Raw genomic sequence first — 22,901 nt, 5'->3', positions numbered from 1 at the left:
CACCCGCCCTGCGCGTCAGGCGGGCTTTTGCAACAGGGCGCGCACTTCCTTGCCGGCGCGCGAAAAATCCATGCGCCCGGTATAGCGGTCTTTCAGCTCGCCCATGCAGCGGCCCATATCCTTGAGACCAGCCGCGCCGAGATCGGCAACCACTTCGCGGGCGGCCAGCGCAATCGCGCGGTCATCCATGGGTTCGGGCAGATAGCTGAGCACGATCTCCGCTTCGCGCTGCTCGCGCTCGGCGAGATCCAGCCGTCCGGCAGTCTCATAGACCGCGGCGCTGTCCTCGCGCTGCTTGACCAGTTTTTGCAGGATGGCGAGGATCTCATCCTCGCCGCAGCCCTTGCACCGGTCTTCGGCGCGTGCCGCGATGTCGCGATCCTTGATGGCAGCCTGGATCAGGCGCAACGTCGACAGGCGCACGGCGTCGCGCGCGCGCATCGCGTCGGTCAGGTCCGAAGTAATCCGCTCTCTGAGCGACATGGTTCACCCGGGTGTGAGGGCCGCCTGTACATTCAAGTCAAGCCCTTGAAATATAACGTCTTCGCGCACGCAGCACATTCTTGACCCGCGCCCGTGGCGCGCGTAGGGTCCGCGCGTTTGACCGCCGGGTCCCTTCCCATCCGGGAAGCGCGCGGGCGGCGTGGAGGCGGTGAGTTATGGCATCAGCGGTCCAGAATCAAGACCGTCCCTCGTCCGGGCCTGTGAGCGCGGCCCCTCCAGGTGCCAGTGCGGCCTTGGTTCTGGCGGACGGAACCGTGTTCTACGGACAGGGGGCCGGCGCGTCCGGAACTGTCGTGGGCGAGCTGTGCTTCAACACCGCCATGACGGGTCATCAGGAAGTTCTGGCCGACCCGTCCTATGCCGGACAGATCGTCTGCTTCACCTTCCCGCATGTGGGCAATGTGGGTGCCAATGCCCAGGACGAGGAATCAGCCAGTGCGCCGGGCCGCAAGGCCGCCGTGGGCATGGTCGCGCGTGCGCCTATCACCGCGCCGGCCAGCTGGCGTGCCGAGCAGGGTTTTGATGAATGGCTCGCCTCGCGCGCCATCGCCGCCATCACCGGGGTTGACACCCGCGCCATCACCCGGCGCATTCGCGAAACCGGCATGCCCATGGCCGCACTGCAGCATGCCCGTGACGGCCAGTTTGATATCGACGCCCTGACCGCTTTGGCCGCCGGTGCGCCGTCCATGGAGGGCCGCGAGCTGGCCCGCGCCGTCGCCAATACCGAAAATGCCGATTGGTCTGAAGGCGGATGGGACTGGCCGGCCGGTTACACCGGCGGGCCTGAAGCCGGCCCGCTGGTGGTGGTGCTCGATTACGGTGTGAAGGCCAATATCCTGCGCCGCCTCGTCAGCGCCGGTGCCCGCGTGCGCATCGCGCCGGGATCGGCCTCGGCGGCTGATGTGCTGGCCATGAAGCCTGCGGGCGTGGTGGTCTCCAACGGGCCGGGCGATCCGGCGGCCACAGGTGCCTATGCGCTGGACACGCTGCGCGGCGTGATCAATGCAGGCGTGCCGGTTCTGGGCATTTGTCTCGGTCACCAGATGCTCGCGCTCGCTATCGGCGCAAAGACCCTGAAGATGACCCAGGGACACCATGGGGCCAACCATCCGGTGAAGAATCTCGAGACCGGCCAGGTTGAGATCGTGTCGATGAATCACGGCTTTGCCGTGGACCGCGACAGTCTCCCCGCGACGGCCGTCGAGACCCATGTCTCGCTCTTCGACGGCACCAATTGCGGCTTCCGGCTCACCGACAAGCCAGTCTCCGCCGTGCAGCATCACCCGGAAGCCAGCCCGGGCCCACAGGACAGTTATGCGGTCTTTGACCAGTTCGTCGCTGGTTTGCGTTAACCGGCGATCAGCCCTGGGCGCAAGCGACGTCTCCTGAAACAGCAGTTACCGTTTGGCACCGGGCCCCTGGGCGGTCTAGCCTCCACTTGGATGAGGGGCTTCATGCGCGCGGTTACGGGATATCCGTGCTTGCGGGAGACGCACAATGACTGACTCCAAGGGCCTGCGCCGGGCGCTGCTGGCGGCGGTGTTCACAGCCGCTGCGGCGGTCGTCGTGACCGGGTGTGGCGGCGGCGGCGGGGCCTCCGGGCCGATCGCGAGTCCTGCGCCGCCACCGCCTCCGCCACCGCCGCCTCCCCCGCCACCACCGCCACCGCCACCGCCGCCACCGGGCAACCCGGCCTCGTTTGAAACCGGGGAATACAACGAGCAATACGGTCTGGGTCTGATCAACGCCTCGACCGCCTATGCTGCCGGTGCGACCGGAGAGGGCATAATCGTTGCCGTGGTGGATACGGGCATCGTCCAGGAGCATCCCGAACTGACCGGGCGCATCCACCCCACCAGTACAGACATTGTCGGCTCACGCGTCAGTCTTGAGGATACTGACGGCCACGGAACCGGCGTGGCCGGCGTGATCGCTGCCAACAAGAATAATCGTGGCGGCCATGGCGTTGCGTTCCAGAGCTCTGTGATGGCGCTGCGCGCCGACACCCCGGACAGCTGCGAAAACGACGATGAGGAAGATGGTGGCTGCCGGTATTCGGACACCAATGTCGCGGCCGCCATCGATTACGCGATCGATAACGGGGCCCGGGTGATCAACCTGTCGCTGGGCCGCGAGGTCGGGGACAATGACGCGCTGTCGCGGACCTTTGCGGCCATGCGCCGGGCGGTCAACGCCGGAATATTCCTCGTCATCTCTGCGGGTAATGACGGTGAGGACGACGAGGCAGACGCCACCAACCCGAACTATCCCGCCAATTTTGCCCGCACCGCCGAGGCCATGGGCTTTGCCGTGGCGGTCGGCGCGGTGGAATGTCCCGGCCGGGAGCTGGGCTGTTCGCCCGACGAGGCCGTGATCACGCCTTTCTCGAACCGCGCGGGCGGCTCGGCCGGCGTCTACCTGATGGCACCGGGCAGCCGCATCCTGACGCCCTTCCTCAATAACGAGGATGGCGACCCCCAGCTCGCCCGCTATTCCGGCACCAGCTTCTCTGCACCCCATGTGGCGGGGGCGCTGGCGCTGCTGCTGCAGGCCTTCCCGCATCTTCGGGGCAATGAGGCGCTGCAAATCCTGTTCGAGACTGCGCGCGATCTCGGCGATCCCGGAACGGACGAAGTCTATGGCCGGGGCCTGATTGATCTGGCCGCCGCTTTCCAGCCTGTGGGCAGCTCTTCGGTGAGCTTCGCCACGGCAGAGGCCGTGCCGCTGGGGGCGTTGCTGCAGGCGCCGACGGGGCCTTATGGCGACTGGATGTGGCGCAGTGGCCTGGTGGAGGGCGCGGTTCTGCGCGACAAATTCCGCCGGCCGTTCCGCTTTGACGCCGCGCGCCCCGATGCGGTCTCCAACGCCAGCGCCATGGACGCCATGGAAAGCGCGGCGGCGTCCAGCCTGGCGCGTACCGGCGTGACGCGCGCGGGCCCGGCTGAAGTGATGATGCGTCTGACCCCGGACCGGCCGCACGCCCTGCGCAATCTGCCCAGCGACATCTATCAGACCCAGCCTGATCTCTCCTTCGCCTTCCGTCAGGGCGGGCTCAGCCTGCAGGCGGGCCGGGGCTTTGCAACGCCCGCGCCGGCGGGCGGGGCGGGCGTGTCCGTCCTGTCAGAGACCCAGTTTTCCGGCGCGGTGGCGCGCCTGACCGGCCAGCGCGACTGGGCGGCGGTGAGCTACCGTACGCCGGTGCTGGATGGCGCTCTGGGCTTCCATGTGCGCGCGTCAGGCGGTGACGCCTCGGCCTTCCAGGCTGCGGCGCTGACCTTCACGCGCGAGGGTCAGACCCTTGGCTTCGAGACCGGCTCGGGCCGCGAGACCTACCGGTCGCTGGGCGGGTTCCTGGCGGCGCGCTTTGGCGAGCAGGACGGATCGGAAACGCGCTTCGCCGCCGGGCTGTGGAGCGGCGCGCTGCCTCTGGGCTGGCGCGGCGCAGCACGCGTCGAACATGTCACCGGCGAGATCGCCCTGCCGCTGGCCCTGCAGCGTGAACAGGCGCTGGGTGCCAGCGCGTGGAGCATCGGCGCGGACCGGGCGTTCGCGGGCGGGCGTCTGGGGTTCACCCTGGCCCAGCCCCTGCGCGTGGAGCGCGGGGCCGTGTCAGCGCTGGTGCCGGTGCTGGTGGATGAAGACAATGTGACCCTGTACGAGCGCCGCTACGCCAGTCTCGCCCCGTCGGGACGTGAGATCTCCATGGAGGCCGCCTGGCGGGTACAGCTTGGCGGCGCGACCGCCGCCAGCCTGGCTGCCCGCCTGACGCGTGAACCCGGCCATATCGCCGGCGCCCCGTCCGAAGGCCTGCTCTGGGCGGGAATCCGGACCCAGTGGTGACCCGGGCGTCCGGCCCGCCGCTGACTCTGGAGGAGCGCCTCAAGCGCGCGCTCGTGCCCCCGCGGCTGGAGCTCAAACGCATTGTTGCGCGCGAGCGGCACAAGGGCGAGTACGGCCTGCGGCTTTTGCCCGATCTGGTCGACCCTGACCGCCTGGCCGTCGATATCGGTGCCAATCGCGGTATCTGGGCCCATGAGATGGCCCGGCTCTGCCCGGCGGTCTGGGCGTTCGAGCCGAACCCGAAGCTCTATGACTTCCTGCACCGCGCGGCTGGTCCGCGCGTGACCTGCCACGCCATCGCCCTGTCGGACGCAGACGGCGAAGCCGAGCTGATGATCCCCGGCGCGGACGGGCGCTATTCCAACCAGGGTGCGTCTCTGAACCCGGACAAGATCGCCGGCGCGGCCCATATGTGTGTCCCGGTGCGCGCCGCGCCGCTGGATGCGCTTGATCCGCCACCCGTGGGCTTCATGAAGATTGATGTGGAGGGCCATGAGCGGGCCGTTCTGGAGGGCGCGCGCGGCGTCATCATCCGTGACCGGCCGGTGATGATTATCGAAATCGAGGAGCGCCATACCGGCAGCGATCTCGACTCGGCCCTCGATTTTGTCGAGTCGCTTGGCTACATCACGCAGGCGATCCGCGACCGTACGGTCATCAGCCGTGAGGCGCTGGATGTGGCGCGCGACCATCGCGGACGGGCGGGAGAGGCGGGCTATGTCAATAATTTCATTTTCCGGCCGGTGGCCTGAGCAGGCACGCCTGACCCGGCGGGGTCTGGTGGCCTCGTCTCTGGCGCTGGCAGGCGCGGCCGCCTGCGGCAAGAGCGGCGATCCCTCGGACATGCTGCGTGTGGCCATCGATTCCGAAGCCGACAGCCTTGACCCCCTGAAGGGCCAGTTCGCCTCCGCGGCGCTTTTGTACAAGCAGCTGCACGCGCCCCTGACAGAGTATTCGCCGTCAGGCGGGCTGGCACCGGGCCTGGCGGCGTCGTGGCGCAGCGACGATGCCCGCACCTGGACCTTCGGTCTGACGCCGGGCCTGGTCTGGTCCGACGGCGCGCCGATCACGTCCGACGATGTAGTCTGGACAGCCCGCCGCGCGGTGGACCCGCGCACGGGGTTCGCGGATCTGGGCGATTTCTTCGCGGTAAGGGGCGCGCGCGCAGCGCTGCTCGGCCAGATCGCGCCTGAAGAGATTGGTGTCAGCGCGCCGGACGCGCACACGGTGGTGTTCGAGCTTGACCGGCCCGTCAGCCTGTTTCCGGTCCTGATGCGCGAGTTCTATCCCCTGCCGCGCCACGCCGTGGAGGCGCGGCCCGATGACTGGACGCGCCCTGAGCACTGGGTCAGCGCCGGGCCCTATCTGCTGGCCGACCAGGGCGCCATGAGCTACCGGCTGGAGAAGAACCCGCGCTTTGCCGGCGTTGAAGGCGTGCGCATCGGCACCATCCGCGTGGATGTGATCGATGACGGTGCCGCGCGCGCCCGCCGGTTCCGCGCGGGCGATTACGATCTGGTGGACCGCCCGCCGGGCGACCAGCTGGGCCTGTTGCGCGAGCGTATCGGCGACCAGCTGCGCAGCTTTCCCGCGCCGATCCTCACCTATATCAAGGTCAATTGCGCCAGCCCGCGCCTGCGCGATGTCCGCGTGCGCCAGGCGCTGAGCCTGGCCATCGACCGGGCCTATCTCAACACCCATTTCTTCCACGGCCTGTCCACGCCTGCAGACCGCGTTATCCCCGATCCCGAGGCCGAAAGCGCCGGGCCGGACCTGGACGCGGCGCGCGCGCGTCTGGAGGACGCCGGGTATGGCCCGGGCAATCCGCTGCGCCTCACCTTGCGTGCCAGTGCCGGTGACCGCGACCGGGTGGCGCTGGCGATCATTGATGACTGGCGCCGGGCCGGAGTGGCCTGCGAGCTTCTGGCCACCTATCCGCTGGACCTGTATGCGGCAGTGGATGGCGGTGAGTATGATCTGGCGCTCGCGCGCTTTGACCGCGGGCTGAAATCCGATCCGGATTTCATGCTTCAGCCGTTCGCCCGCGAGGGCTTTGCCGACAATACCAACTGGGAAGGCGGACGGCGCCCCGCCTTTGATGCGCTGATGCGCGAGGCGCGCGGCGAGCTCGACCGCACCCGCCGCGCGCAGCTGCACCGCGAGGCCGAGGCCGAGCTGCTCGCCGATATGCCGAACATCCCGCTCCTGCACGAACGCGCCTGGTGGCTGGTCGCCCCGCGCGTGCGCGCCCGCGATGACATCCCGCCCCATCTGTGGCGGGATTTGCGGTTGGGGTAGGGCGATGGGGGCCGGGGCGCTGGCCCCGCCCCGTCACAGCGGCGTGAGCCATTGTCACGCCCGGCTCTCCGAGAGCTGATTTCCAAGTGAGCAGCGCGTGGGCGAGTTTGCCCCCGCGGCGCGGGGAAAGGCCCTGCGCCATCGCTATTCATCAGGAGACTGTCATGTTCGCCAGAGCCGAAACCCTGTTCAACCGCGCGGCCGCGCCCGCCCTGCCCGCCGCCCACTGGGTGCTGCGCGCCGGATTCGCCGCTGTATTCCTGCACAAGGGGCTGGGCAAGCTGTTTGGCATGGGCCTCGAGCCGTTCGCCATGATGATGATCACGCCGAACTTCGGCGTGGAGGGCGTCCCCGCGCTCGTACTGGCGGGCCTTGTCGCGTTTGCCGAGCTCTTCGCCGGTGCCGCGATCCTGGCCGGCGGGCTCATCAGCGGCGCAGCCGGTGCGCTGGCCACGCGGCTGGCCGGCCTGGCGGCCCTGCCGGTTCTGCTGGGCGCGATTGCGACCCTTCACTGGGGTCAGTGGGCCTTCATGGCCACCGAAACCCACCCCATGGGCGGCATGGAATATCAGGTCTTCCTGGCTGCCATCGCCCTCTGGCTGGCCCTAGCCGGGGCGCGGCTGAAGACGGGCTGAGCCCGGCCCTGTAAACCGGCTCTCGCCAAGCGCGGCGGCAGGCGTTAGACACGGGTTTCAGCGATTGAACCCGCGCCGCACGCCCCTCCCGGGACCCATCCGGGGGCCGGGTTTGCGCGCGTCTGACTGAAAGGCCGAGCCCATGCCCAGACGCACTGACATCCAGTCCATCCTGATCATCGGCGCGGGGCCCATCGTGATCGGTCAGGCCTGCGAGTTCGACTATTCGGGCGTGCAGGCGGTCAAGGCGCTGAAGGAAGAGGGCTACCGGGTGATTCTGGTGAACTCCAACCCGGCCACGATCATGACCGATCCCGGGCTCGCCGACGCCACCTATATCGAGCCGATCACGCCGGAAATGGTCGCCAAGGTGATCGAGAAGGAGCGCCCTGACGCGCTCCTTCCTACCATGGGCGGGCAGACCGCCCTCAACTGCGCGCTGGAACTGGACCGTCGCGGCGTGCTGGAGCTGTTCGGGGTGGAAATGATCGGCGCACGCGCCGACGTCATCGACAAGGCCGAGAACCGCGAGCGTTTTCGCAACGCCATGGATTCCATCGGGCTGGAAAGCCCCAAATCGCGCACCGCCCACACCCTGGCCGAAGCCGAGATCGTGCTGGAGGAGCTGGGTCTGCCGGCGGTGATCCGCCCCTCCTTCACCATGGGCGGCACGGGCGGGGGCATCGCCTATAATGTCGAGGAATTTCGCGAGATCGTCGCCTCGGGCCTCTACAACTCCCCGGTCACCGAAGTGCTGATCGAGGAGAGCGTGGTTGGCTGGAAGGAATACGAGATGGAGGTGGTCCGCGACCGTGCGGACAATTGCATCATCGTGTGCTCCATCGAAAATATCGATCCCATGGGCGTGCATACGGGCGATTCCATTACCGTGGCACCGGCGCTCACCCTCACGGACAAGGAATACCAGCGCATGCGCTCGGCCTCGATCGCCGTGCTGCGCGAGATCGGGGTGGAGACCGGCGGCTCCAATGTGCAGTTCGCCGTCAATCCGGCTGATGGCCGCATGCTGGTCATCGAGATGAACCCGCGCGTGTCGCGCTCCTCGGCGCTGGCGTCCAAGGCTACCGGCTTTCCCATTGCCCGTGTCGCCGCCAAGCTGGCCGTGGGCTATACGCTGGACGAGATCGACAATGACATCACCGGCGGCGCGACGCCGGCCAGCTTCGAGCCGGCCATTGATTATGTGGTCACGAAAATCCCGCGCTTTGCCTTCGAGAAATATCCCGGTGCCAAGGACAGCCTGACCACGTCGATGAAATCGGTGGGCGAGGCCATGGCCATTGGCCGTTGCTTCCAGGAAAGCGTCCAGAAGGCGCTGCGTAGCCTGGAGACCGGCCTGTCGGGTTTTGACGAGATTGCGATCCCCGGCGTCGACACCGCCGAGGATGATGCGGCGCGCCGCCAGGCGGTGCTGGCGGCGCTGTCGCTGCCCACCCCGGACCGGCTGCGCGTGATCGCCCAGGCGTTCCGCGAGGGGCTGAGCATGGAGAGCATCCAGGCCGCCTGCGCCTATGAGCCCTGGTTCCTGCGCCAGATCGAGGAGATCGTGGCGGCAGAAGAGGATGTACGTATGCTGGGCTTGCCCGGCGATGCCGACGGCATGCGCCGTCTCAAAGCCATGGGCTTTTCCGATGCGCGCCTGGCCGCCATCACGGGCACCGCCGAAGCCGGGGTCGCGTCGGCGCGCCGCGCACTGGGCGTGCGTCCGGTCTACAAACGGGTGGATACCTGCGCAGCGGAGTTCGCGGCGGTGACGCCGTACATGTACTCCACCTACGAGACCGGCGGAGCCTGCGAGAGCGAGCCCACAGGCCGCAAGAAGGCGATCATCCTGGGCGGCGGTCCGAACCGCATCGGTCAGGGCATCGAGTTTGATTATTGCTGCTGTCACGCGGCGTTCGCGTTCGCCGACATGGACATCGAGTCCATCATGGTGAACTGCAACCCCGAGACCGTCTCGACAGACTATGACACCGCCGACCGGCTGTATTTCGAGCCGCTGACCGCCGAGGATGTGATCGAGCTGATCGAGACCGAGCGCGCCAACGGCGAGCTCATCGGCGTGGTCGTGCAGTATGGCGGCCAGACCCCGCTGAAGCTCTCCGCCGACCTGGAGGCTGCGGGCATCCCGATCCTGGGCACCAGCCCGGACGCCATCGATCTGGCCGAAGACCGCGAGCGCTTCAAGGCGCTGCTGGACGAGCTGGGCCTGAAACAGCCGCCCAACGTCATCGCCCGCTCGGTGGAAGAAGCCACGGTAGCAGCGCGCACGCTGGGCTTCCCGCTGGTGCTGCGCCCCTCCCACGTTCTGGGCGGACGGGGCATGGAGATCGTACGCGAACAGGAAAGCTTCGAGCGCTATATCCGCGAGGCGGTGCATGTGTCGGGCAAATCGCCGCTCCTACTGGACCGCTATCTGTCTGACGCCTCGGAAGTGGATGTGGACGCGGTGTGTGACGGCGAGACCGTCTGGGTCGCCGGGATCATGGAGCATATCGAGGAGGCCGGGGTGCATTCGGGCGACAGCGCCTGCGTCCTGCCGCCCTATTCGCTGTCGGCCGGGACCGTGGCCGAACTGCGTCGTGAAACCGAGGCCCTGGCCCGCGCGATCAAGGTGAAGGGGCTTATGAACGTGCAGTTCGCGGTCAAGGACGGCGAGATTTTCCTGCTTGAGGTCAATCCGCGCGCCAGCCGCACCGTGCCCTTCGTGGCCAAGGCCATCGGTGCCCCTGTGGCGCGCATCGCCGCCCAGGTGATGGCAGGACGCATGCTGAGCAGCTTTGACCTGCCCAAAGGCGATCCCAAGCATGTGTCGGTGAAAGAGGCGGTGATGCCGTTCGCGCGCTTCCCCGGCGTGGACCCGGTGCTGGGCCCGGAAATGCGCTCCACCGGCGAGGTGATGGGCATTGATGCCCGTTTCGAGGCCGCCTTCGCCAAGGCCCAGCTGGGCGCCGGGGTGAATTTGCCCCGCACGGGCGGGGTGTTCGTCTCGCTCAAAGACTCCGACAAGGCGGCGATGATCGAACCATGCCGCACCCTCACCGGGCTGGGTTTTGAAGTGCTGGCCACGGGCGGCACGGCGGACGTGCTGGAAGCGGCGGGCGTGGCGGTGCGCCGGGTCAACAAGGTGTTTGAAGGCCGGCCCCATATCGTCGACGCGATCAAGAATGGCGAGGTCCAGCTCGCCTTCAACACAACCGAGGGCCAGCGCTCGCTGATCGACAGCTATTCCATCCGCCGCACGGCGCTGGACATGCGCGTTCCGTGCTACACCACCGCCTCGGCGGCGCGCGCCGCGATCAAGTCAATTGCGGTGATTGATGCCGGCCAGCTTGAACCGCGCTCGCTCCAATCCTATTCTAGTAGATCGCAATGAGCCTGCCCTGATCCGGGCAGGCTTTGATTTACAGGCGTTCAATACGCGAAACGGGACATCCATGCAGAAGATCCCCATGACCGCCGAGGGCCACAAGGCCATCGACGATGAACTCAGGCACCTCAAGTCCGTGGAGCGCCCGGCGGTGATCCAGGCGATTTCCGAAGCGCGCGACCATGGCGATCTGTCGGAAAACGCCGAGTATCACGCCGCCAAGGAGCGCCAGGGCTGGATTGAAGGCCGCCTCCAGGAGCTTGAGGACAAGCTGGCGCGCGCCCAGGTCATCGACACCTCCAAGCTGTCGGGCGACACGGTGAAGTTCGGCGCCACGGTCACCGTGGTGGACGAGGACACCGACGCCGAGGCGACCTACAAGATCGTCGGCGATGACGAGGCGGACGTGAAATCGGGCAAGATCTCCATCTCCTCGCCCATCGCGCGCGCCCTGATCAACAAGGAAACCGGCGACGTGGTGGAAGTCACCGCGCCCGGCGGCGTGAAAACGTACGAGATCCTGAAAGTGCAGTGGGTCTAATCAAAAGAAACGGCCGGCGCTTCAAGGCGCCGGCCGTCTTTGGTCTGACGCTGCGTAACGGCTGATATCATTCGCCGTACAGGTCCGCGATGCGGGCGGCCATCGCCTCGGCTTCGGCCTCGTGCCCTGTTTGTTGATAGATCCTCCGCGCTAGATTCAGATCAGCGTGAATCGGGTTCGCGGTTGTGCTCAGGAATGTCCCGATAAAGGGTAGCGCCCGGGCCGGTTCGCCGAGCTGGAGAAGGTACAGAGCAGCGCTCCGGGCCTCTTGAGGATTCTGCCCGAAACCACCCGCCAGCAGCGGATTTAATGTGCTGATAGCGCGGTCGTTGTGGCCCTGGCTGATATAGAGCCCTGTCAGACTTGACCGTACCGAGCGCTCTTCTTCAGGCGTCAGCCCGCCCGCGTCGACCGCGTCCTCAAGCGCCTGCGCGGCCTCATCGGTGCGGGTGCGAAGATAGAGTGCGTTGGCGCGCATCCGCTGAACCACGCTCTGCTCTCGGGGTGTTGATGCCGGTGCGCCGTCCAGAATGGCGAGCGCGCGCCGGTAATCTCTCGCCTCCATCGCCTCTTGCGCGTCGAGTATCGCCTCGTTCACCCCCGCGGAGAGCGTGTGCGGCGCGTCCGTCGCCGCCTGCACGCGCTCGCTGAGCGCCGCCGCCAGACCCGCGGCCGGTAGAGCCGCTGCGAGCACCAGCGCCCCTGCCAGCGCTGCGGCGGCGCATCCGGCCCTGCGCCCGTCATGGGCGAGGGCGGCTTTCACCCGGCGCCGCCGCAAATCCGGCAGATCGGACAGAAAGGCGGTCGCCGCCGTTTCGCCGGGCGCCAGCTGCGCGATTCCCGTAGCATAGTCCCGGCGCAGGGCCGGTTCGGCCCGGTCGAGCACTTCGGCGTCGCAGGCCAGCTCACGCGCCCCGGCCAGGCGCCGTTCAATGACGTAGACCGCCGGATTGAACCAGAACAGCACCGCCAGCGCTTCGCCCAGCAGGCGGTCGGCCTCGTCGCCCCGCTTCACATGGGTCAGCTCGTGGGCGAGGGCGGCTTCGCAGGCCGGGTCATTGGCCAGCGCGGCGGGGGCGAAAATCACCGGGCGCAGCCCGGCGACAAAGGGCGAGCCGTCAAAATCGGCCACCCGCACCGGAGCTATGTTGTCCGGGAGGGAGAGCCGGGACCGCCAGCGCACGGCGATGTCGGCAACGGCGGCGGTGGCCGGCCGGCTGCCTGCGGTGAGCTTCGCGAGAGCAGCCCGGCGCGACACCGCCCGGGAGACAGCGAAGGCGAAACCGGCCGCGTAAAGCGCCACGATCAGCCAGAGCACGCCCTGCGGAATACCGCCGCCAAGGGTCTGGGCAAACTCGATCGCCGGCTGGAATATCGGGGCGGCGACAGGCTGGGCCGGGGCGGCCGGGACGCCGCCTTGCGCCGCCACAGGCGCGGGCATGAGCCCGGCCAGGGCCGGCAGGGCGAGCGCGGCGAGCGGCGCGGCAAGCGCCAGACGCGCGGCGCGCCAGAGATGAACGCCGGCGCGTGGCGACAGGCGCGGTTCCAGCGCGCGGGCGGCGGCCCAGGCGCACAAAGCGGCCGGCACGCACAGCGCCGCCGCGGTGAGAATCTGTGCAAGGGTCATCAGAGTGTCTCCTCATCTGTGGGTGAGTCCGGCTGGGCTTTGAGCAAGGCTTCCAGTTCGGCGCGCTCGGCCGCATCGAGCAGGCGGCTGCCGGCGAAGGCTGAGGCGGGCAGGGCGGCGGGGTCGGCCTCCAGAACGCGGGCGGCGAAACTGCGCACCAGCGACGAGATCAGATCCACCTTGCGCGAGGCAGGTGCGAAGACCGCGAGGCCATGCAGGCTCTCGCGAAGCACAAGGCCCTTGTCGACCATGCGCTGGATGACGGTGCGGGTGGTGGAATGGCTCCAGCCCTGATCCGCGCCGATCCGGTCATGGATTTCACGGGCGCTGAGCCGCTCTGCACTCCACAGCGCCTTGAGTACGGCCAGCTCACTGGGATTGGGTTCGGGTGTTGTCATCATCGGCTCCAGTCTGACGTGCGCGACAAGTGTAGCATGTGCGCGTCACCTGTCAATTGCGCGCTCCTCGCTTGACCTCGCCGCGCCCGCAGCCACCATGGCGCTATGACAAAACCGCGCATCTGTTGGGCCGTTTCGGATGGCCGCGCCGGGATGGCCAGCCAGGTGCTGGGCCTGGCGCAGGCGCTGGCGCGGCGGACGCCGCTGGCGATCACGCCGGTCACGCTGGCGCGCACCGGGCCTCGGGCGGTTCCGGACGCCCCGGCGCCGGATATCTGGATCGGGTGCGGACGCGCCGCCGTGCGCGCCGCGCCGTCGGTGCGGGCGGCGTATCCAAGGGCGCTGATGGTCTATATCCAGGATCCCCGTGCGCATCATGAGGTGTTCGATCTCATCGTGCCGCCGCATCATGACCGGCTCGCAGGCCGCAATGTGCTGCCCCTCATCGGCTCGCCCAACCGGGTGACGCCGGAACTGCTTGAGGCCGAGCGGATCGCCTTTGCCGACCGGCTGGCTCAGATCCGCGCGCCCCGCGCGGCGGTGCTGATCGGCGGGGAGTCCAGGCATCACCGGTTTTCGCAAAGCGCCTGCGCCTATCTGATTGACCGGATCGAGGCGCTGCGCGCGCATCGCATTGGCCTTCTGATCACCCTGTCGCGGCGCACGCCGGACGGGTTCGCAGCCCTGATCCGCGCGCGCTATGGCCAACAGCCCGATATCTGGCTGCACCAGGACGACGGTCCGAACCCGTATTTCGCCTTTCTCGCGGGCGCCGACTGGATTTTCGTCACGGAGGATTCCACCAACATGCTCACCGAGGCGGCGGCCACCGGAACGCCGGTCTACCGCTTGGGCGTGGACGGGAATCCCGGCAAGTTCCGCCGGCTTTACGCCGCGCTGGAAGGTCATGGTGCGGTGCGTCCCTTTCTGGGCGCGCTGGAGCGCTGGACCTATGTCCCGCTTCACGAAACCGAGAGGGCGGCGCAGCGCATGCTTGAGATGCTGGACGCGCGCTGCGGCATGAGAGCCGCCTGATGCGGCGCGGGGTCTCCGGGGCGGGACTCAGGCACGCGAAACCGGCCAGACCGAAGGATGCCGGCACGCGTCCCGGAACGCACGGTGTCCGGACCAGGTGAGTGCTTTTGGAGCGGTCAATCAAAACCGGCACCCCGCCGGTGTTCGACCCAGCGCCTGCTGCCACGGCGGTTGGCGAGACCGCTGCGCAGTTTTCAGAGCTCCAGCGTATCCTTGATGGACGGATCAGCCGCCCGCGGGCAGCCCAGCCATTTTGTGAGGACCGCCCAGCTCGTAAACATCCTGGTGTTCATACCCCTGTCCCGCAGCAGCCGCACCATATCCCCGGCATGACCTGCGCCCGCTGCGTCAGTAATCCATCCTGTCGGTGTGTAGTCGTTGAAAAATAGACGCGTGCGATTGGCAAGATCAATGTGCTCATAATGATCTAGTGGATTGTTTACCTTGCGGAAATCAATAATCATTCCACTTATGCGTTTTGCTTTAATATCTGATAATATTACAAGCATATCTCGTACAATTTCGTCATGGCGCTCGTAAGCGCCCACCATTGTGTAAATAATGTTGGGGTTTGTATGAATGATGTAGGTGTATTCTTCGTGGGAATTCATGAGCGGAAAATTATAATTTAATACATAAATAAATACTTATGCATCGATCCCTGTCATACGAAATTTGACGGGGCTGGTCTGCAGGTCTGCCAGCCCCTCCTTGCATCTGTGCGCGCGGAACAGGCCGGCCATGTCACGCAGGCGGCGCTGCGGCCGGTCTTGTCTTGCGCGGCTCGACGCGCGGCGCACAGCTGCCCGGTTCAGCGGGAACTTGAAATGTTGGGCTTCGGGAACGACATCGGGTCATGTCTGTGGTTCTGTAATATCGCGCCGGGGCGTCCGGCCGCGCGCCCGGCTTGTCGCTGGCGAAGGCGCAGCTCTGGCCCGCGCGGCTCAATCATGGGCGCGTGCGCAGACTGACGGAGAGGCTGATATACAGACCCCTGCAAGCGAGACTCCCGAGCCCGAATCTGCCCAGTAGATTTGCCTGCATTCTGCCAAACCCGCCGGCATGGCGAATTGATAAGGAAACTGCCCATGAGCCAGACACGTCACGCCAAGCTTGTCATCATCGGATCGGGCGCGGCCGGCTATACCGCCGCGATCTATGCCGCACGCGCCATGCTGGAGCCGCTGCTGATCACGGGCATGCAGCCGGGCGGCCAGCTGACCATCACCACCGATGTGGAGAATTATCCCGGCTTTGCCGACGTCATCCAGGGTCCCTGGCTGATGGATCAGATGCGCGCCCAGGCCGAGCATGTGGGTACGCAGTTTGCCCAGGACCTGATCATGGAGGCCGATCTGTCGGCCCGCCCGTTCCGCCTGGTGGGCGATTCGGGAACCATTTACACGGCCGACGCGGTGATCATCGCCACGGGTGCCAGCGCCAAATGGCTGGGCCTGCCCAGTGAAGAGGCCTTCCAGGGCTTTGGCGTGTCGGCCTGCGCCACCTGCGACGGGTTTTTCTATCGCGGCAAGCAAGTCGTGGTCGTCGGCGGCGGCAATACGGCGGTGGAAGAAGCGCTGTTCCTGACCAATTTCGCCTCCAAGGTCACGCTCGTGCACCGGCGCGACAGCCTGCGCGCCGAAAAGATCATGCAGGACCGGCTGTTCAACCATCCCAAGATCGAGGTGATCTGGGACAGCGAGCTGGATGAAATTCTGGGCACCACTGAGCCGGTGCGCGGGGTGACGGCCGTGCGCCTGAAGCACGCGAAAACCGGCGTGACACAGGACATTCCCGCCGACGGCGTGTTCATTGCCATCGGTCACGCCCCGGCCACCGAATTGTTCGCCGGCCAGCTGGAGACCAAGTCGGGCGGCTATCTGGTCACCGCGCCGGATTCCACCGCCACCTCAATCCCCGGCGTGTTCGCGGCAGGCGATGTCACCGATGACAAATACCGCCAGGCGGTGACGGCGGCGGGCATGGGCTGCATGGCTGCGCTCGAGGCCGAGCGCTATCTGGCTGCGGCGGCCCACGGTGCCGCTGCGGACGCGGCCTGATGAATTACACGAATTTCATCGGGGTGTAACAACGACGCGGGCATGACCCGCGTATACAGCGCGCCTGTTACAACCTTTTTTGGGGATTGCCGCCATGAACGCCTTGCTCGATCAACGCCCTGCGCTTCAGCGCTGGCGCCGCCACGCTGCCGCCGCTGTTTGCGTCCTTGCTCTGGCGGGCGTCAGCGCGCCGGCGGCCATGGCCGCCACCGATCCGGCCTTTGCCCGCTTTGCCGAGCATGATCAGGACAGCCGCATCCGGATCGACTATACTGCCATGAGCGAGATTCTCGGCGGCAGTGTCTACGAAGTGGGCCGGTCGGACCGCATTCCGGGCCGCGGCCGCGTGGAACGCACCGGCACCCGGATCAATCTGGGCAGCACGTCGCGCTACCGGTATGAAGGCAATCGCGTCGTGTTCCACACGATGTCGCGTGAGCACAAGGACGTCATCTCCCAGTATCGCGCCGAGCTGGAAAGCCTGCCCAGCCATGTGCCGCTGGCCAGCCTGTCTCCCGACGAGCAGCTGGCCTACTGGCTGAACCTGCACAATATCGTGGTGATTGATGAAATCGCCCGGCGCTATCCGGTGACGAATGTGGCGCGCTTGCGCATTGACGGCCAGCCGCTGCATGACGCGCCGCTGGTCACGATCGAAGGTCAGCGTCTCAGCCTCAACGATATCCGCTTCAATGTGGTCGGGGCCAACTGGTCCGATCCGCGCGTGATGTATGGCTTCTTTTCCGGGTCGGTCGGTGGTCCGAGCATTCAGCGCCAGCCGTTTGAAGGCGCGCGTGTCTGGGCCCAGCTGTCCGCCGGCGCGGGCGAGTTCGTGAACGCCTTGCGCGGTGTCGAGGACGTCAACCAGGGCTATCGGATCTCGCCCCTGTATCAGGAATGGCGCGACAGCCTGTTCGCGCAATGGCCCCAGGATCTGGAAAGCCATCTGACCGCCTTCGCCGACGGGGATGCGCGCCAGTCCATCAGTATCGGCCAGCTGCCGGATTTCCTGACCTATGACACGCTGATTGCGGACCTGACCAATGGCGTGCACCGCTGTGGCGGCGATAGCGGCTTCAACGTCGTGTCGACGGGCAGTGAAATGGGAGCGACCGCGTCCAACCCGTGCAGCGGTTTGCCGCCCCATGCCCGCGACCTTGTCGTGACGGTCATCGAACGCCGCCTGGAATTCCTGCGTCAGGGACGCTTCGGCTCGGTCACCATCCGGGATGTGGACACCACGCCGGAAAGTGAAGGCGGCGCGCGCCGCGTCACCACCGAGGGTGACGAGATTTCGAACTGAGGCATACCGGGGCGCTTGGCCGGACCGGCCGTTCACGCTAGGTGATGGGTCATGAATTCTGTCCCGCCCGGCGCCCCCGCCATCGATCTTGACCAGGTGCGCTTCGCCTATGGGCGGCGCGCACCTGCCGTGATCGCCATCGACCGCTTCACCGTGTCTGCCGGAGAGCGCGTGTTCCTCAAAGGCGCCAGCGGTTCGGGCAAATCCACCCTGCTGGGCCTGATCGCCGGGATCCTTGATGCCAGCGACGGCCGTGTGCGGGTGCTGGGCGAAGACCTGTCGGCCATGAGCGCGGCGCGCCGCGACCGCTTCCGCGCCGACCGGCTGGGCGTGATCTTTCAGATGTTCAACCTCCTGCCCTGGCTGCCGGCCGGGGCGAATATCACCCTGCCGGGCCGCTTCTCCGATCAGCGCCGCCCGGACGGGCCGGCCGCGCTGGAGGCTGAAGGCCGGCGCCTGCTCGCCCGGTTGGGCCTTGATCCGGACCAGGTCTGGAACCGCCCGGCGCGCGCCCTGTCGGTAGGTCAGCAGCAGCGCGTGGCGGCGGCCCGCGCCCTCATCGGCAGGCCCGGCCTGATTCTGGCCGACGAGCCCACCAGCGCGCTGGACGCCGACAGCCGCGATGCCTTCATCACCCTGCTGATGGAAGAATGCGCCGCCTCGGGCGCAGCTTTGGTCTTTGTCAGTCATGACGGATCGCTGGCGGGCCATTTTGACCGCGCCGAAGACCTCGCCGCGCTCAACCATGTGCAGCGCGCAGGGGTGCTGTCATGAGCGCGGCCCCGATCGTCTCGCTGGCCTGGCGCTCCATCCTCAGCCGGGGCCTCACGGCGGCGTTGACTGTCGCCATCGTGGCCGTGTCGGTGATGCTCTATCTGGGCGTCGAGAAGGCGCGTCAGGGCGCGCGCGCCAGCTTTGAGAACACGATCTCGGGCGTCGACCTGATCGTCGGGGCGCGCTCCAGCCCGGTCAATCTCCTGCTCTATTCGGTGTTCCATATCGGGGACGCCACCAACAACATCACCTGGGACAGCTATCAGCAGGTGGCGGGCGCGCCGGGCGTGGCCTGGACCGTGCCGATCAGCCTGGGTGACTCCCATCGCGGCTTCCGGGTCGTGGGCACCACAGCCGAGTTCTTCGAGCGCTATCAATATGCCGGCCGCCGGCCGCTGAGCTTCGCCGGCGGCGAACCTTTTGACGGCCTGTTCGAGGCGGTCGCCGGGGCCACAGTCGCGCGCCAGCTGGGCTATGACGTCGGAGAGGAGATCGTGGTCGCCCATGGCTCCGGCCCGGTCAGCTTCATCGAGCATGATCTCAACCCGTTCACATTGACCGGCATTCTGGCCCCTACCGGCACGCCGGTGGACCGGTCGGTGTTCGTGTCGCTGGAAGCCATCGAGGCGATCCATCTGGACGGGGCCACGGGCCGGGGCTCGGCGCGCACGCCGGACGAGCTGGCGGCCATGGATCTCAGCCCTGACCAGATCACGGCATTTCTGGTGGGGCTCGACAGCCCCGTGGGCGCGCTGCGCCTGCAACGGGCGGTGAACACCTATCCGCGAGAGCCGCTGCAGGCGATCATGCCCGGCGTGGCGCTGGCCCAGCTCTGGCAGGTGGTGGGCGCAGCGGAAACCACTCTGGCTGCGGTCGCCGCCTTCGTGGTGCTCACCGGCCTCATCTCCATCCTGATCTCCATCCTGACCAGCCTGAATGAGCGCCGGCGCGAGATGGCCATATTGCGTGCATTGGGTGCCCGGCCACGCCATATCTTCGTCCTCCTGGTGGCCGAGGCCGTCCTGCTGGCGCTGGCCGGCGCGGTGATCGGCGCAGGCCTGACCCATGGCGCGCTCTATATCGGAGCACCACTGCTGGAAGCCCGGTTCGGCATCGTGCTGATCGGGACCGGGCCCGGCCTGCAGGACCTGATCGTGATTGCAGCCGTCACCGGCGCGGCGGGGCTTCTGGGCATGGTCCCGGCCTGGCGGGCCTATCGCCAGTCGCTGGCCGACGGCATGACGATCCGGGTTTAGGGGGCGGCCGATGGACTGGGACAAGCTGAAATCCTTCCACGCCGCCGCCGAGGCGCGCTCGCTCACCGGTGCGGCGGAGACGCTGAACCTGTCCCAGTCGGCGGTGAGCCGGCAGATCTCCGCGCTGGAAGACAGTCTCGGGGTGAAGCTCTTTCACCGGCATACGCGCGGGCTCCTGCTGACCGAGCCGGGCCGGGTCCTGTTCGAGGCGGCGGGCGATATCGCCGGACGCATCGCGCTGGCCGAAGGCGCGGTTCAGGACGTGCGCGACGAGCCCAGCGGGCTGCTGCGCATCACCGCGCCCACGGCGCTGGGCTCCATCTGGCTGGCGCCGCGCCTGGCGGGCTTTCACGCCGCCTTCCCCAATATCCGCCTTCGCCTCCTGCTCACCGATCACGAGCTGGATATTGCGCGGCTGGAGGCCGATGTGGCGATCCGGCCCTGGGCACCCACCCAGAAGGATGTCATCCAGCGCAAGCTGATGGACGCCGGCCAGCATCTCTACGCGTCCCCGGCCTATCTGGCCCGGCGCGGCGCGCCCCTGATCGAGGCTGATCTCGACGATCACAGCCTGATCGCCTACGGGCCGCGCCATCTCGCCCCGATCCCGCAGCTGGGCTGGCCGCTGATGATCGGGCGCGACGGGCGCAAGCCGCGCGAACCCGTCGCAGAGGTGAACACCATCAAGGGCGTGATGCGCCTGTGCGAAGCCGGGATCGGCATTGCAGGCCTGCCCGACTACGTTGCGCGCGAGAACGCCAACCTCCTGCGCATCCTGCCCGAGACGAGTGGGCCGGTGTTCGAGACCTATCTGATTTATCCCGAAGAGCTGCGCGGCTCACGCCGCGTCGCCGCCTTCGCCAGCTTCATCATTGAGGAAGCGCGGCGGTGGGAGAATTAGGAGCCTTTTCAGCAAAAGTGGGCACCGGTTTTGCGGTTCGAAAAGGCGACAAACCAAAACTGAAGCCTTTTCAGCAAAAGTGGGCACCGGTTTTGCGGTTCGAAAAGGCGACAAACCAAAACTGAAGCCTTTTCAGCAAAAGTGGGCACCGGTTTTACGGTTCGAAAAGGCGGCAAACCAAAACTGAAGCCTTTTCAGCAAAAGTGGGCACCGGTTTTGCGGTTCGAAAAGGCGGCCGACCAAAGTCTGGCGCCTACTCCCCCGGCGCTTTCGCGCGAATCACCAGCGCATGCACCGGCCCGGCCAGCAGATCGGCCAGCGCGGTATTGACCAGACGGTGGCGCGCCACCCGGCTCTGACCGGCGAAGGCGTCCGCCACAATCTCCACCGTGAAATGGCTTTCCCCGCCCTCTCGCGCGCCGGCATGGCCGGCATGGAGATGGCTGTCATCGATGACGGCCAGCTGCGCCGGCGCGAAGGCGGCGGTCAGCGCGGTCTCGATCTGCTGCGCGATTGTGGTCATGCGCGTCACCCGTTCATTGCCCGCAAACCGGACGCACCCCATACTTGCCCCCATGGACGGCGATTACAAATACCGCCCGCGGTTTGTCGACATCCGCATCAAGCCCCCGCGTGACGCGGCCGGGCCGCGCGAACGCGTGTGCGATTATCCGCAATGCCGCGCCAAGGCGACAGCCCGCTCGCCGAAGAATCCGGCCCTGCCCGGCGAGTATTATCAGTTCTGCGCCGCCCACGCCGCCGAGTACAACAAGGCGTGGAATTTCTTTGAGGGCATGAGCGAGGAGGAGGCCCGCGCCCATGCCCGCGCCGACCAGTACGGCCACCGCCCCACCTGGAATTTCTCCGCCGGGTCGGGCACGCGCAAGCGCGCCGAGCGCGCGGCCAAAAGCTTCCAGGACGGGTTCGTCGACCCCTTCTCCCTGTTCGGCGACCGCCCGCCGCCCGGCGCAGAGCGGGCGCGCGAGCGCGCGGCAGACCCGGAACCGGGCCTTGGCCGCCTGCACCAGCGCGCGCTGGAGACCCTGCGCCTGGAACGCACCGCCACACGCGGCGAGGTGCGCAAGCGCTATGCCGAGCTGGTGCGCGCCTATCACCCCGACTCCAATGGCGGCGACCGCTCCATGGAAGAGCAATTGCAAAGGGTCGTCGCGAGCTATCAGATTTTGAAAAATGCCGGGATGGCGTGATGGCGCCTCTGCGGTGGCGCCGCCCGGCCTGGCGCGCTAGTTACGTTCAACCAGATGCACCTGACCTGTTCCTCCTGCCAGATTAAAGCCGGATCCACATGACCGACGACGCCCTGCTTTCCGCCACCCCCGATACGACCGCCGATTGCCAGGCCCTGTTCGGGTTTGATCCCGGCTTCAAGGTCTCTGCTTTCTCCACGCGCGGCGAGCACGTGCCGGAGATCGACCCCACCTATGTGTTCGATCCGGCGACCACGCGCGCCATTCTGGCGGGCTTTGCGTTCAACCGGCGCGTCATGATCCAGGGCTATCACGGCACCGGCAAATCCACCCATGTGGAGCAGGTGGCCGCGCGCCTCAACTGGCCGATGATCCGGGTCAATCTGGACAGCCATGTCAGCCGTATCGACATGGTGGGCAAGGACGCCATCGTGGTGCGCGACGGCCAGCAGATTACCGAGTTCCAGGAAGGCATACTGCCCTGGGCCGTACAGCGCCCGGTCGCCCTCCTGTTCGATGAATATGATGCCGGCCGCCCCGATGTGATGTTTGTGATCCAGCGCGTGCTGGAAGCCTCGGGCTCGCTGACCCTGCTGGACCAGAACCGGGTGATCCGCGCCCACTCCCATTTCCGGCTGTTCGCCACCACCAACACGGTGGGTCTGGGCGACACCACGGGGCTGTATCACGGCACGCAGCAGATCAATCAGGGCCAGATGGACCGCTGGTCCATCGTCGCCACGCTCAATTATCTGCCCGCCGAGACCGAGCGCGCCATCGTCTCGGCCAAGATCGGCGAGACCGCCAAAACGCCCGAAGGCGCCAAGCAGATTGCCGACATGGTCAAAGTCGCCGACATGACCCGCAACGCCTTTATCGCCGGGGATCTGTCCACCGTGATGAGCCCGCGCACCGTGCTCACCTGGGCGGAAAACACCGCGATTTTCGGCGATCCGGGCCTGGCTTTCCGCCTGACCTTCGTGAACAAGTGCGACGAGCTGGAACGGCCGATTCTGGCGGAATTCTATCAGCGCGTGTTCGGCGAGGACCTGCCCGAAAGCGCGGTGAAGCCGGTGCAGGCGGCCTGATCTGCCTATCGGCTTGCGGGCTGAAACCGTCACCGAACC

20 protein-coding genes are annotated in these 22,901 nt (G+C 66.9%); 15 read left to right on the top strand and 5 right to left on the bottom strand.

Features of this window, described 5'->3' with window-relative positions:
• Positions 1-15 precede the first annotated feature (15 nt).
• Positions 16-483 carry a GatB/YqeY domain-containing protein gene (locus L2D00_11080; protein ID WBQ12387.1) on the bottom strand — a complete coding sequence of 156 codons (468 nt, stop codon included), beginning with the start codon at positions 481-483 and terminating at the stop codon, positions 16-18.
• Positions 484-758: 275 nt separating this feature from the next.
• Here L2D00_11080 and carA point away from each other — a divergent pair, with 275 nt between their 5' ends.
• From carA to greA, 7 genes are all read left to right on the top strand, one after another.
• Positions 759-1,859 carry a glutamine-hydrolyzing carbamoyl-phosphate synthase small subunit gene (gene carA, locus L2D00_11075; protein WBQ12386.1) on the top strand — a complete coding sequence of 367 codons (1,101 nt, stop codon included), beginning with the start codon at positions 759-761 and terminating at the stop codon, positions 1,857-1,859.
• A gap of 145 nt (positions 1,860-2,004) precedes the next feature.
• A complete protein-coding gene (locus L2D00_11070) occupies positions 2,005-4,347 on the top strand; it encodes a S8 family serine peptidase (GenBank protein ID WBQ12385.1) in 2,343 nt (780 codons plus the stop codon).
• Complete coding sequence (locus tag L2D00_11065; GenBank protein ID WBQ12384.1) at positions 4,344-5,099, top strand: FkbM family methyltransferase; 756 nt, start codon at positions 4,344-4,346, stop codon at positions 5,097-5,099. The genes L2D00_11070 and L2D00_11065 overlap by 4 nt, the downstream gene beginning before the upstream one ends.
• Positions 5,065-6,645, top strand: coding sequence for a peptide ABC transporter substrate-binding protein (locus L2D00_11060; protein ID WBQ12383.1), 1,581 nt, complete (start codon positions 5,065-5,067; stop codon positions 6,643-6,645). Before L2D00_11065 ends, L2D00_11060 begins: the two co-directional genes overlap by 35 nt.
• Before the next feature lie 164 nt (positions 6,646-6,809).
• Entirely contained in the window at positions 6,810-7,280 is a 471-nt protein-coding gene (locus L2D00_11055; protein WBQ12382.1) for a DoxX family membrane protein, read from the top strand.
• 142 nt (positions 7,281-7,422) lie between these two features.
• Positions 7,423-10,677 carry a carbamoyl-phosphate synthase large subunit gene (carB, locus tag L2D00_11050; GenBank protein ID WBQ12381.1) on the top strand — a complete coding sequence of 1,085 codons (3,255 nt, stop codon included), beginning with the start codon at positions 7,423-7,425 and terminating at the stop codon, positions 10,675-10,677.
• Between the two features lie 61 nt (positions 10,678-10,738).
• Complete coding sequence (gene greA / locus L2D00_11045) at positions 10,739-11,212, top strand: transcription elongation factor GreA (GenBank protein ID WBQ12380.1); 474 nt, start codon at positions 10,739-10,741, stop codon at positions 11,210-11,212.
• A gap of 67 nt (positions 11,213-11,279) precedes the next feature.
• Here greA and L2D00_11040 read toward each other — a convergent pair whose 3' ends face one another.
• Both L2D00_11040 and L2D00_11035 read right to left on the bottom strand, forming a co-directional pair.
• Positions 11,280-12,839: a M56 family metallopeptidase gene (locus L2D00_11040; GenBank protein WBQ12379.1), complete on the bottom strand. Its 1,560-nt coding sequence runs from the start codon at positions 12,837-12,839 to the stop codon at positions 11,280-11,282.
• Positions 12,839-13,237: a BlaI/MecI/CopY family transcriptional regulator gene (locus tag L2D00_11035; protein WBQ12378.1), complete on the bottom strand. Its 399-nt coding sequence runs from the start codon at positions 13,235-13,237 to the stop codon at positions 12,839-12,841. Before L2D00_11035 ends, L2D00_11040 begins: the two co-directional genes overlap by 1 nt.
• A gap of 153 nt (positions 13,238-13,390) precedes the next feature.
• Between L2D00_11035 and L2D00_11030 the strand changes: the two genes are divergently transcribed.
• Positions 13,391-14,272, top strand: coding sequence for a mitochondrial fission ELM1 family protein (locus L2D00_11030; GenBank protein WBQ12377.1), 882 nt, complete (start codon positions 13,391-13,393; stop codon positions 14,270-14,272).
• Positions 14,273-14,466: 194 nt separating this feature from the next.
• Here L2D00_11030 and L2D00_11025 read toward each other — a convergent pair whose 3' ends face one another.
• Positions 14,467-14,883 (bottom strand): hypothetical protein, encoded by a 417-nt coding sequence (locus tag L2D00_11025; GenBank protein ID WBQ12376.1) that lies wholly within the window; start codon positions 14,881-14,883, stop codon positions 14,467-14,469.
• A gap of 477 nt (positions 14,884-15,360) precedes the next feature.
• On the opposite strand from L2D00_11025, the gene trxB reads away from it, so the two are divergent.
• The 5 genes from trxB (at position 15,361) to L2D00_11000 (ending at position 20,566) form a co-directional block, all read left to right on the top strand.
• On the top strand, positions 15,361-16,332 hold the full coding sequence (gene trxB, locus L2D00_11020) for a thioredoxin-disulfide reductase (GenBank protein ID WBQ12375.1): 972 nt from the start codon (positions 15,361-15,363) through the stop codon (positions 16,330-16,332).
• 94 nt (positions 16,333-16,426) lie between these two features.
• Positions 16,427-17,635 carry a DUF547 domain-containing protein gene (locus tag L2D00_11015; protein WBQ12374.1) on the top strand — a complete coding sequence of 403 codons (1,209 nt, stop codon included), beginning with the start codon at positions 16,427-16,429 and terminating at the stop codon, positions 17,633-17,635.
• A gap of 51 nt (positions 17,636-17,686) precedes the next feature.
• Positions 17,687-18,409 carry an ATP-binding cassette domain-containing protein gene (locus tag L2D00_11010; protein ID WBQ12373.1) on the top strand — a complete coding sequence of 241 codons (723 nt, stop codon included), beginning with the start codon at positions 17,687-17,689 and terminating at the stop codon, positions 18,407-18,409.
• A complete protein-coding gene (locus tag L2D00_11005; GenBank protein ID WBQ12372.1) occupies positions 18,406-19,665 on the top strand; it encodes an ABC transporter permease in 1,260 nt (419 codons plus the stop codon). Before L2D00_11010 ends, L2D00_11005 begins: the two co-directional genes overlap by 4 nt.
• Before the next feature lie 10 nt (positions 19,666-19,675).
• On the top strand, positions 19,676-20,566 hold the full coding sequence (locus L2D00_11000; protein ID WBQ12371.1) for a LysR family transcriptional regulator: 891 nt from the start codon (positions 19,676-19,678) through the stop codon (positions 20,564-20,566).
• 253 nt (positions 20,567-20,819) lie between these two features.
• Here L2D00_11000 and L2D00_10995 read toward each other — a convergent pair whose 3' ends face one another.
• Entirely contained in the window at positions 20,820-21,089 is a 270-nt protein-coding gene (locus L2D00_10995; protein WBQ12370.1) for a BolA family transcriptional regulator, read from the bottom strand.
• Positions 21,090-21,141: 52 nt separating this feature from the next.
• Here L2D00_10995 and L2D00_10990 point away from each other — a divergent pair, with 52 nt between their 5' ends.
• Both L2D00_10990 and cobS read left to right on the top strand, forming a co-directional pair.
• Positions 21,142-21,774: a J domain-containing protein gene (locus L2D00_10990; protein WBQ12369.1), complete on the top strand. Its 633-nt coding sequence runs from the start codon at positions 21,142-21,144 to the stop codon at positions 21,772-21,774.
• A 98-nt stretch (positions 21,775-21,872) separates the two neighbouring features.
• Positions 21,873-22,862 (top strand): cobaltochelatase subunit CobS, encoded by a 990-nt coding sequence (gene cobS, locus L2D00_10985; protein WBQ12368.1) that lies wholly within the window; start codon positions 21,873-21,875, stop codon positions 22,860-22,862.
• The last annotated feature ends 39 nt before the right edge of the window (positions 22,863-22,901 follow it).

It is taken from the genome of Hyphomonadaceae bacterium BL14 (assembly GCA_027627705.1).
Lineage (GTDB): Bacteria > Pseudomonadota > Alphaproteobacteria > Caulobacterales > Maricaulaceae > Oceanicaulis.
The sequence above is the reverse complement of the archived record's forward strand: the minus strand, read 5'-3'. Positions and strand labels throughout refer to the sequence as shown.

Coding starts and splice junctions, on each gene's coding strand:
- greA (WBQ12380.1), top strand. CDS start 10,739: ATGCAGAAGATCCCCATGACCGCCGAGGGCCACAAGGCCATCGACGAT.
- L2D00_11010 (WBQ12373.1), top strand. CDS start 17,687: ATGAATTCTGTCCCGCCCGGCGCCCCCGCCATCGATCTTGACCAGGTG.
- L2D00_11055 (WBQ12382.1), top strand. CDS start 6,810: ATGTTCGCCAGAGCCGAAACCCTGTTCAACCGCGCGGCCGCGCCCGCC.
- carB (WBQ12381.1), top strand. CDS start 7,423: ATGCCCAGACGCACTGACATCCAGTCCATCCTGATCATCGGCGCGGGG.
- L2D00_11030 (WBQ12377.1), top strand. CDS start 13,391: ATGGCCAGCCAGGTGCTGGGCCTGGCGCAGGCGCTGGCGCGGCGGACG.
- L2D00_11080 (WBQ12387.1), bottom strand. CDS start 483: ATGTCGCTCAGAGAGCGGATTACTTCGGACCTGACCGACGCGATGCGC.
- L2D00_11035 (WBQ12378.1), bottom strand. CDS start 13,237: ATGACAACACCCGAACCCAATCCCAGTGAGCTGGCCGTACTCAAGGCG.
- L2D00_10990 (WBQ12369.1), top strand. CDS start 21,142: ATGGACGGCGATTACAAATACCGCCCGCGGTTTGTCGACATCCGCATC.
- L2D00_10995 (WBQ12370.1), bottom strand. CDS start 21,089: ATGACCACAATCGCGCAGCAGATCGAGACCGCGCTGACCGCCGCCTTC.
- trxB (WBQ12375.1), top strand. CDS start 15,361: ATGAGCCAGACACGTCACGCCAAGCTTGTCATCATCGGATCGGGCGCG.
- L2D00_11025 (WBQ12376.1), bottom strand. CDS start 14,883: ATGAATTCCCACGAAGAATACACCTACATCATTCATACAAACCCCAAC.
- L2D00_11040 (WBQ12379.1), bottom strand. CDS start 12,839: ATGACCCTTGCACAGATTCTCACCGCGGCGGCGCTGTGCGTGCCGGCC.
- L2D00_11015 (WBQ12374.1), top strand. CDS start 16,427: ATGAACGCCTTGCTCGATCAACGCCCTGCGCTTCAGCGCTGGCGCCGC.
- L2D00_11000 (WBQ12371.1), top strand. CDS start 19,676: ATGGACTGGGACAAGCTGAAATCCTTCCACGCCGCCGCCGAGGCGCGC.
- cobS (WBQ12368.1), top strand. CDS start 21,873: ATGACCGACGACGCCCTGCTTTCCGCCACCCCCGATACGACCGCCGAT.
- L2D00_11060 (WBQ12383.1), top strand. CDS start 5,065: ATGTCAATAATTTCATTTTCCGGCCGGTGGCCTGAGCAGGCACGCCTG.
- L2D00_11005 (WBQ12372.1), top strand. CDS start 18,406: ATGAGCGCGGCCCCGATCGTCTCGCTGGCCTGGCGCTCCATCCTCAGC.
- L2D00_11070 (WBQ12385.1), top strand. CDS start 2,005: ATGACTGACTCCAAGGGCCTGCGCCGGGCGCTGCTGGCGGCGGTGTTC.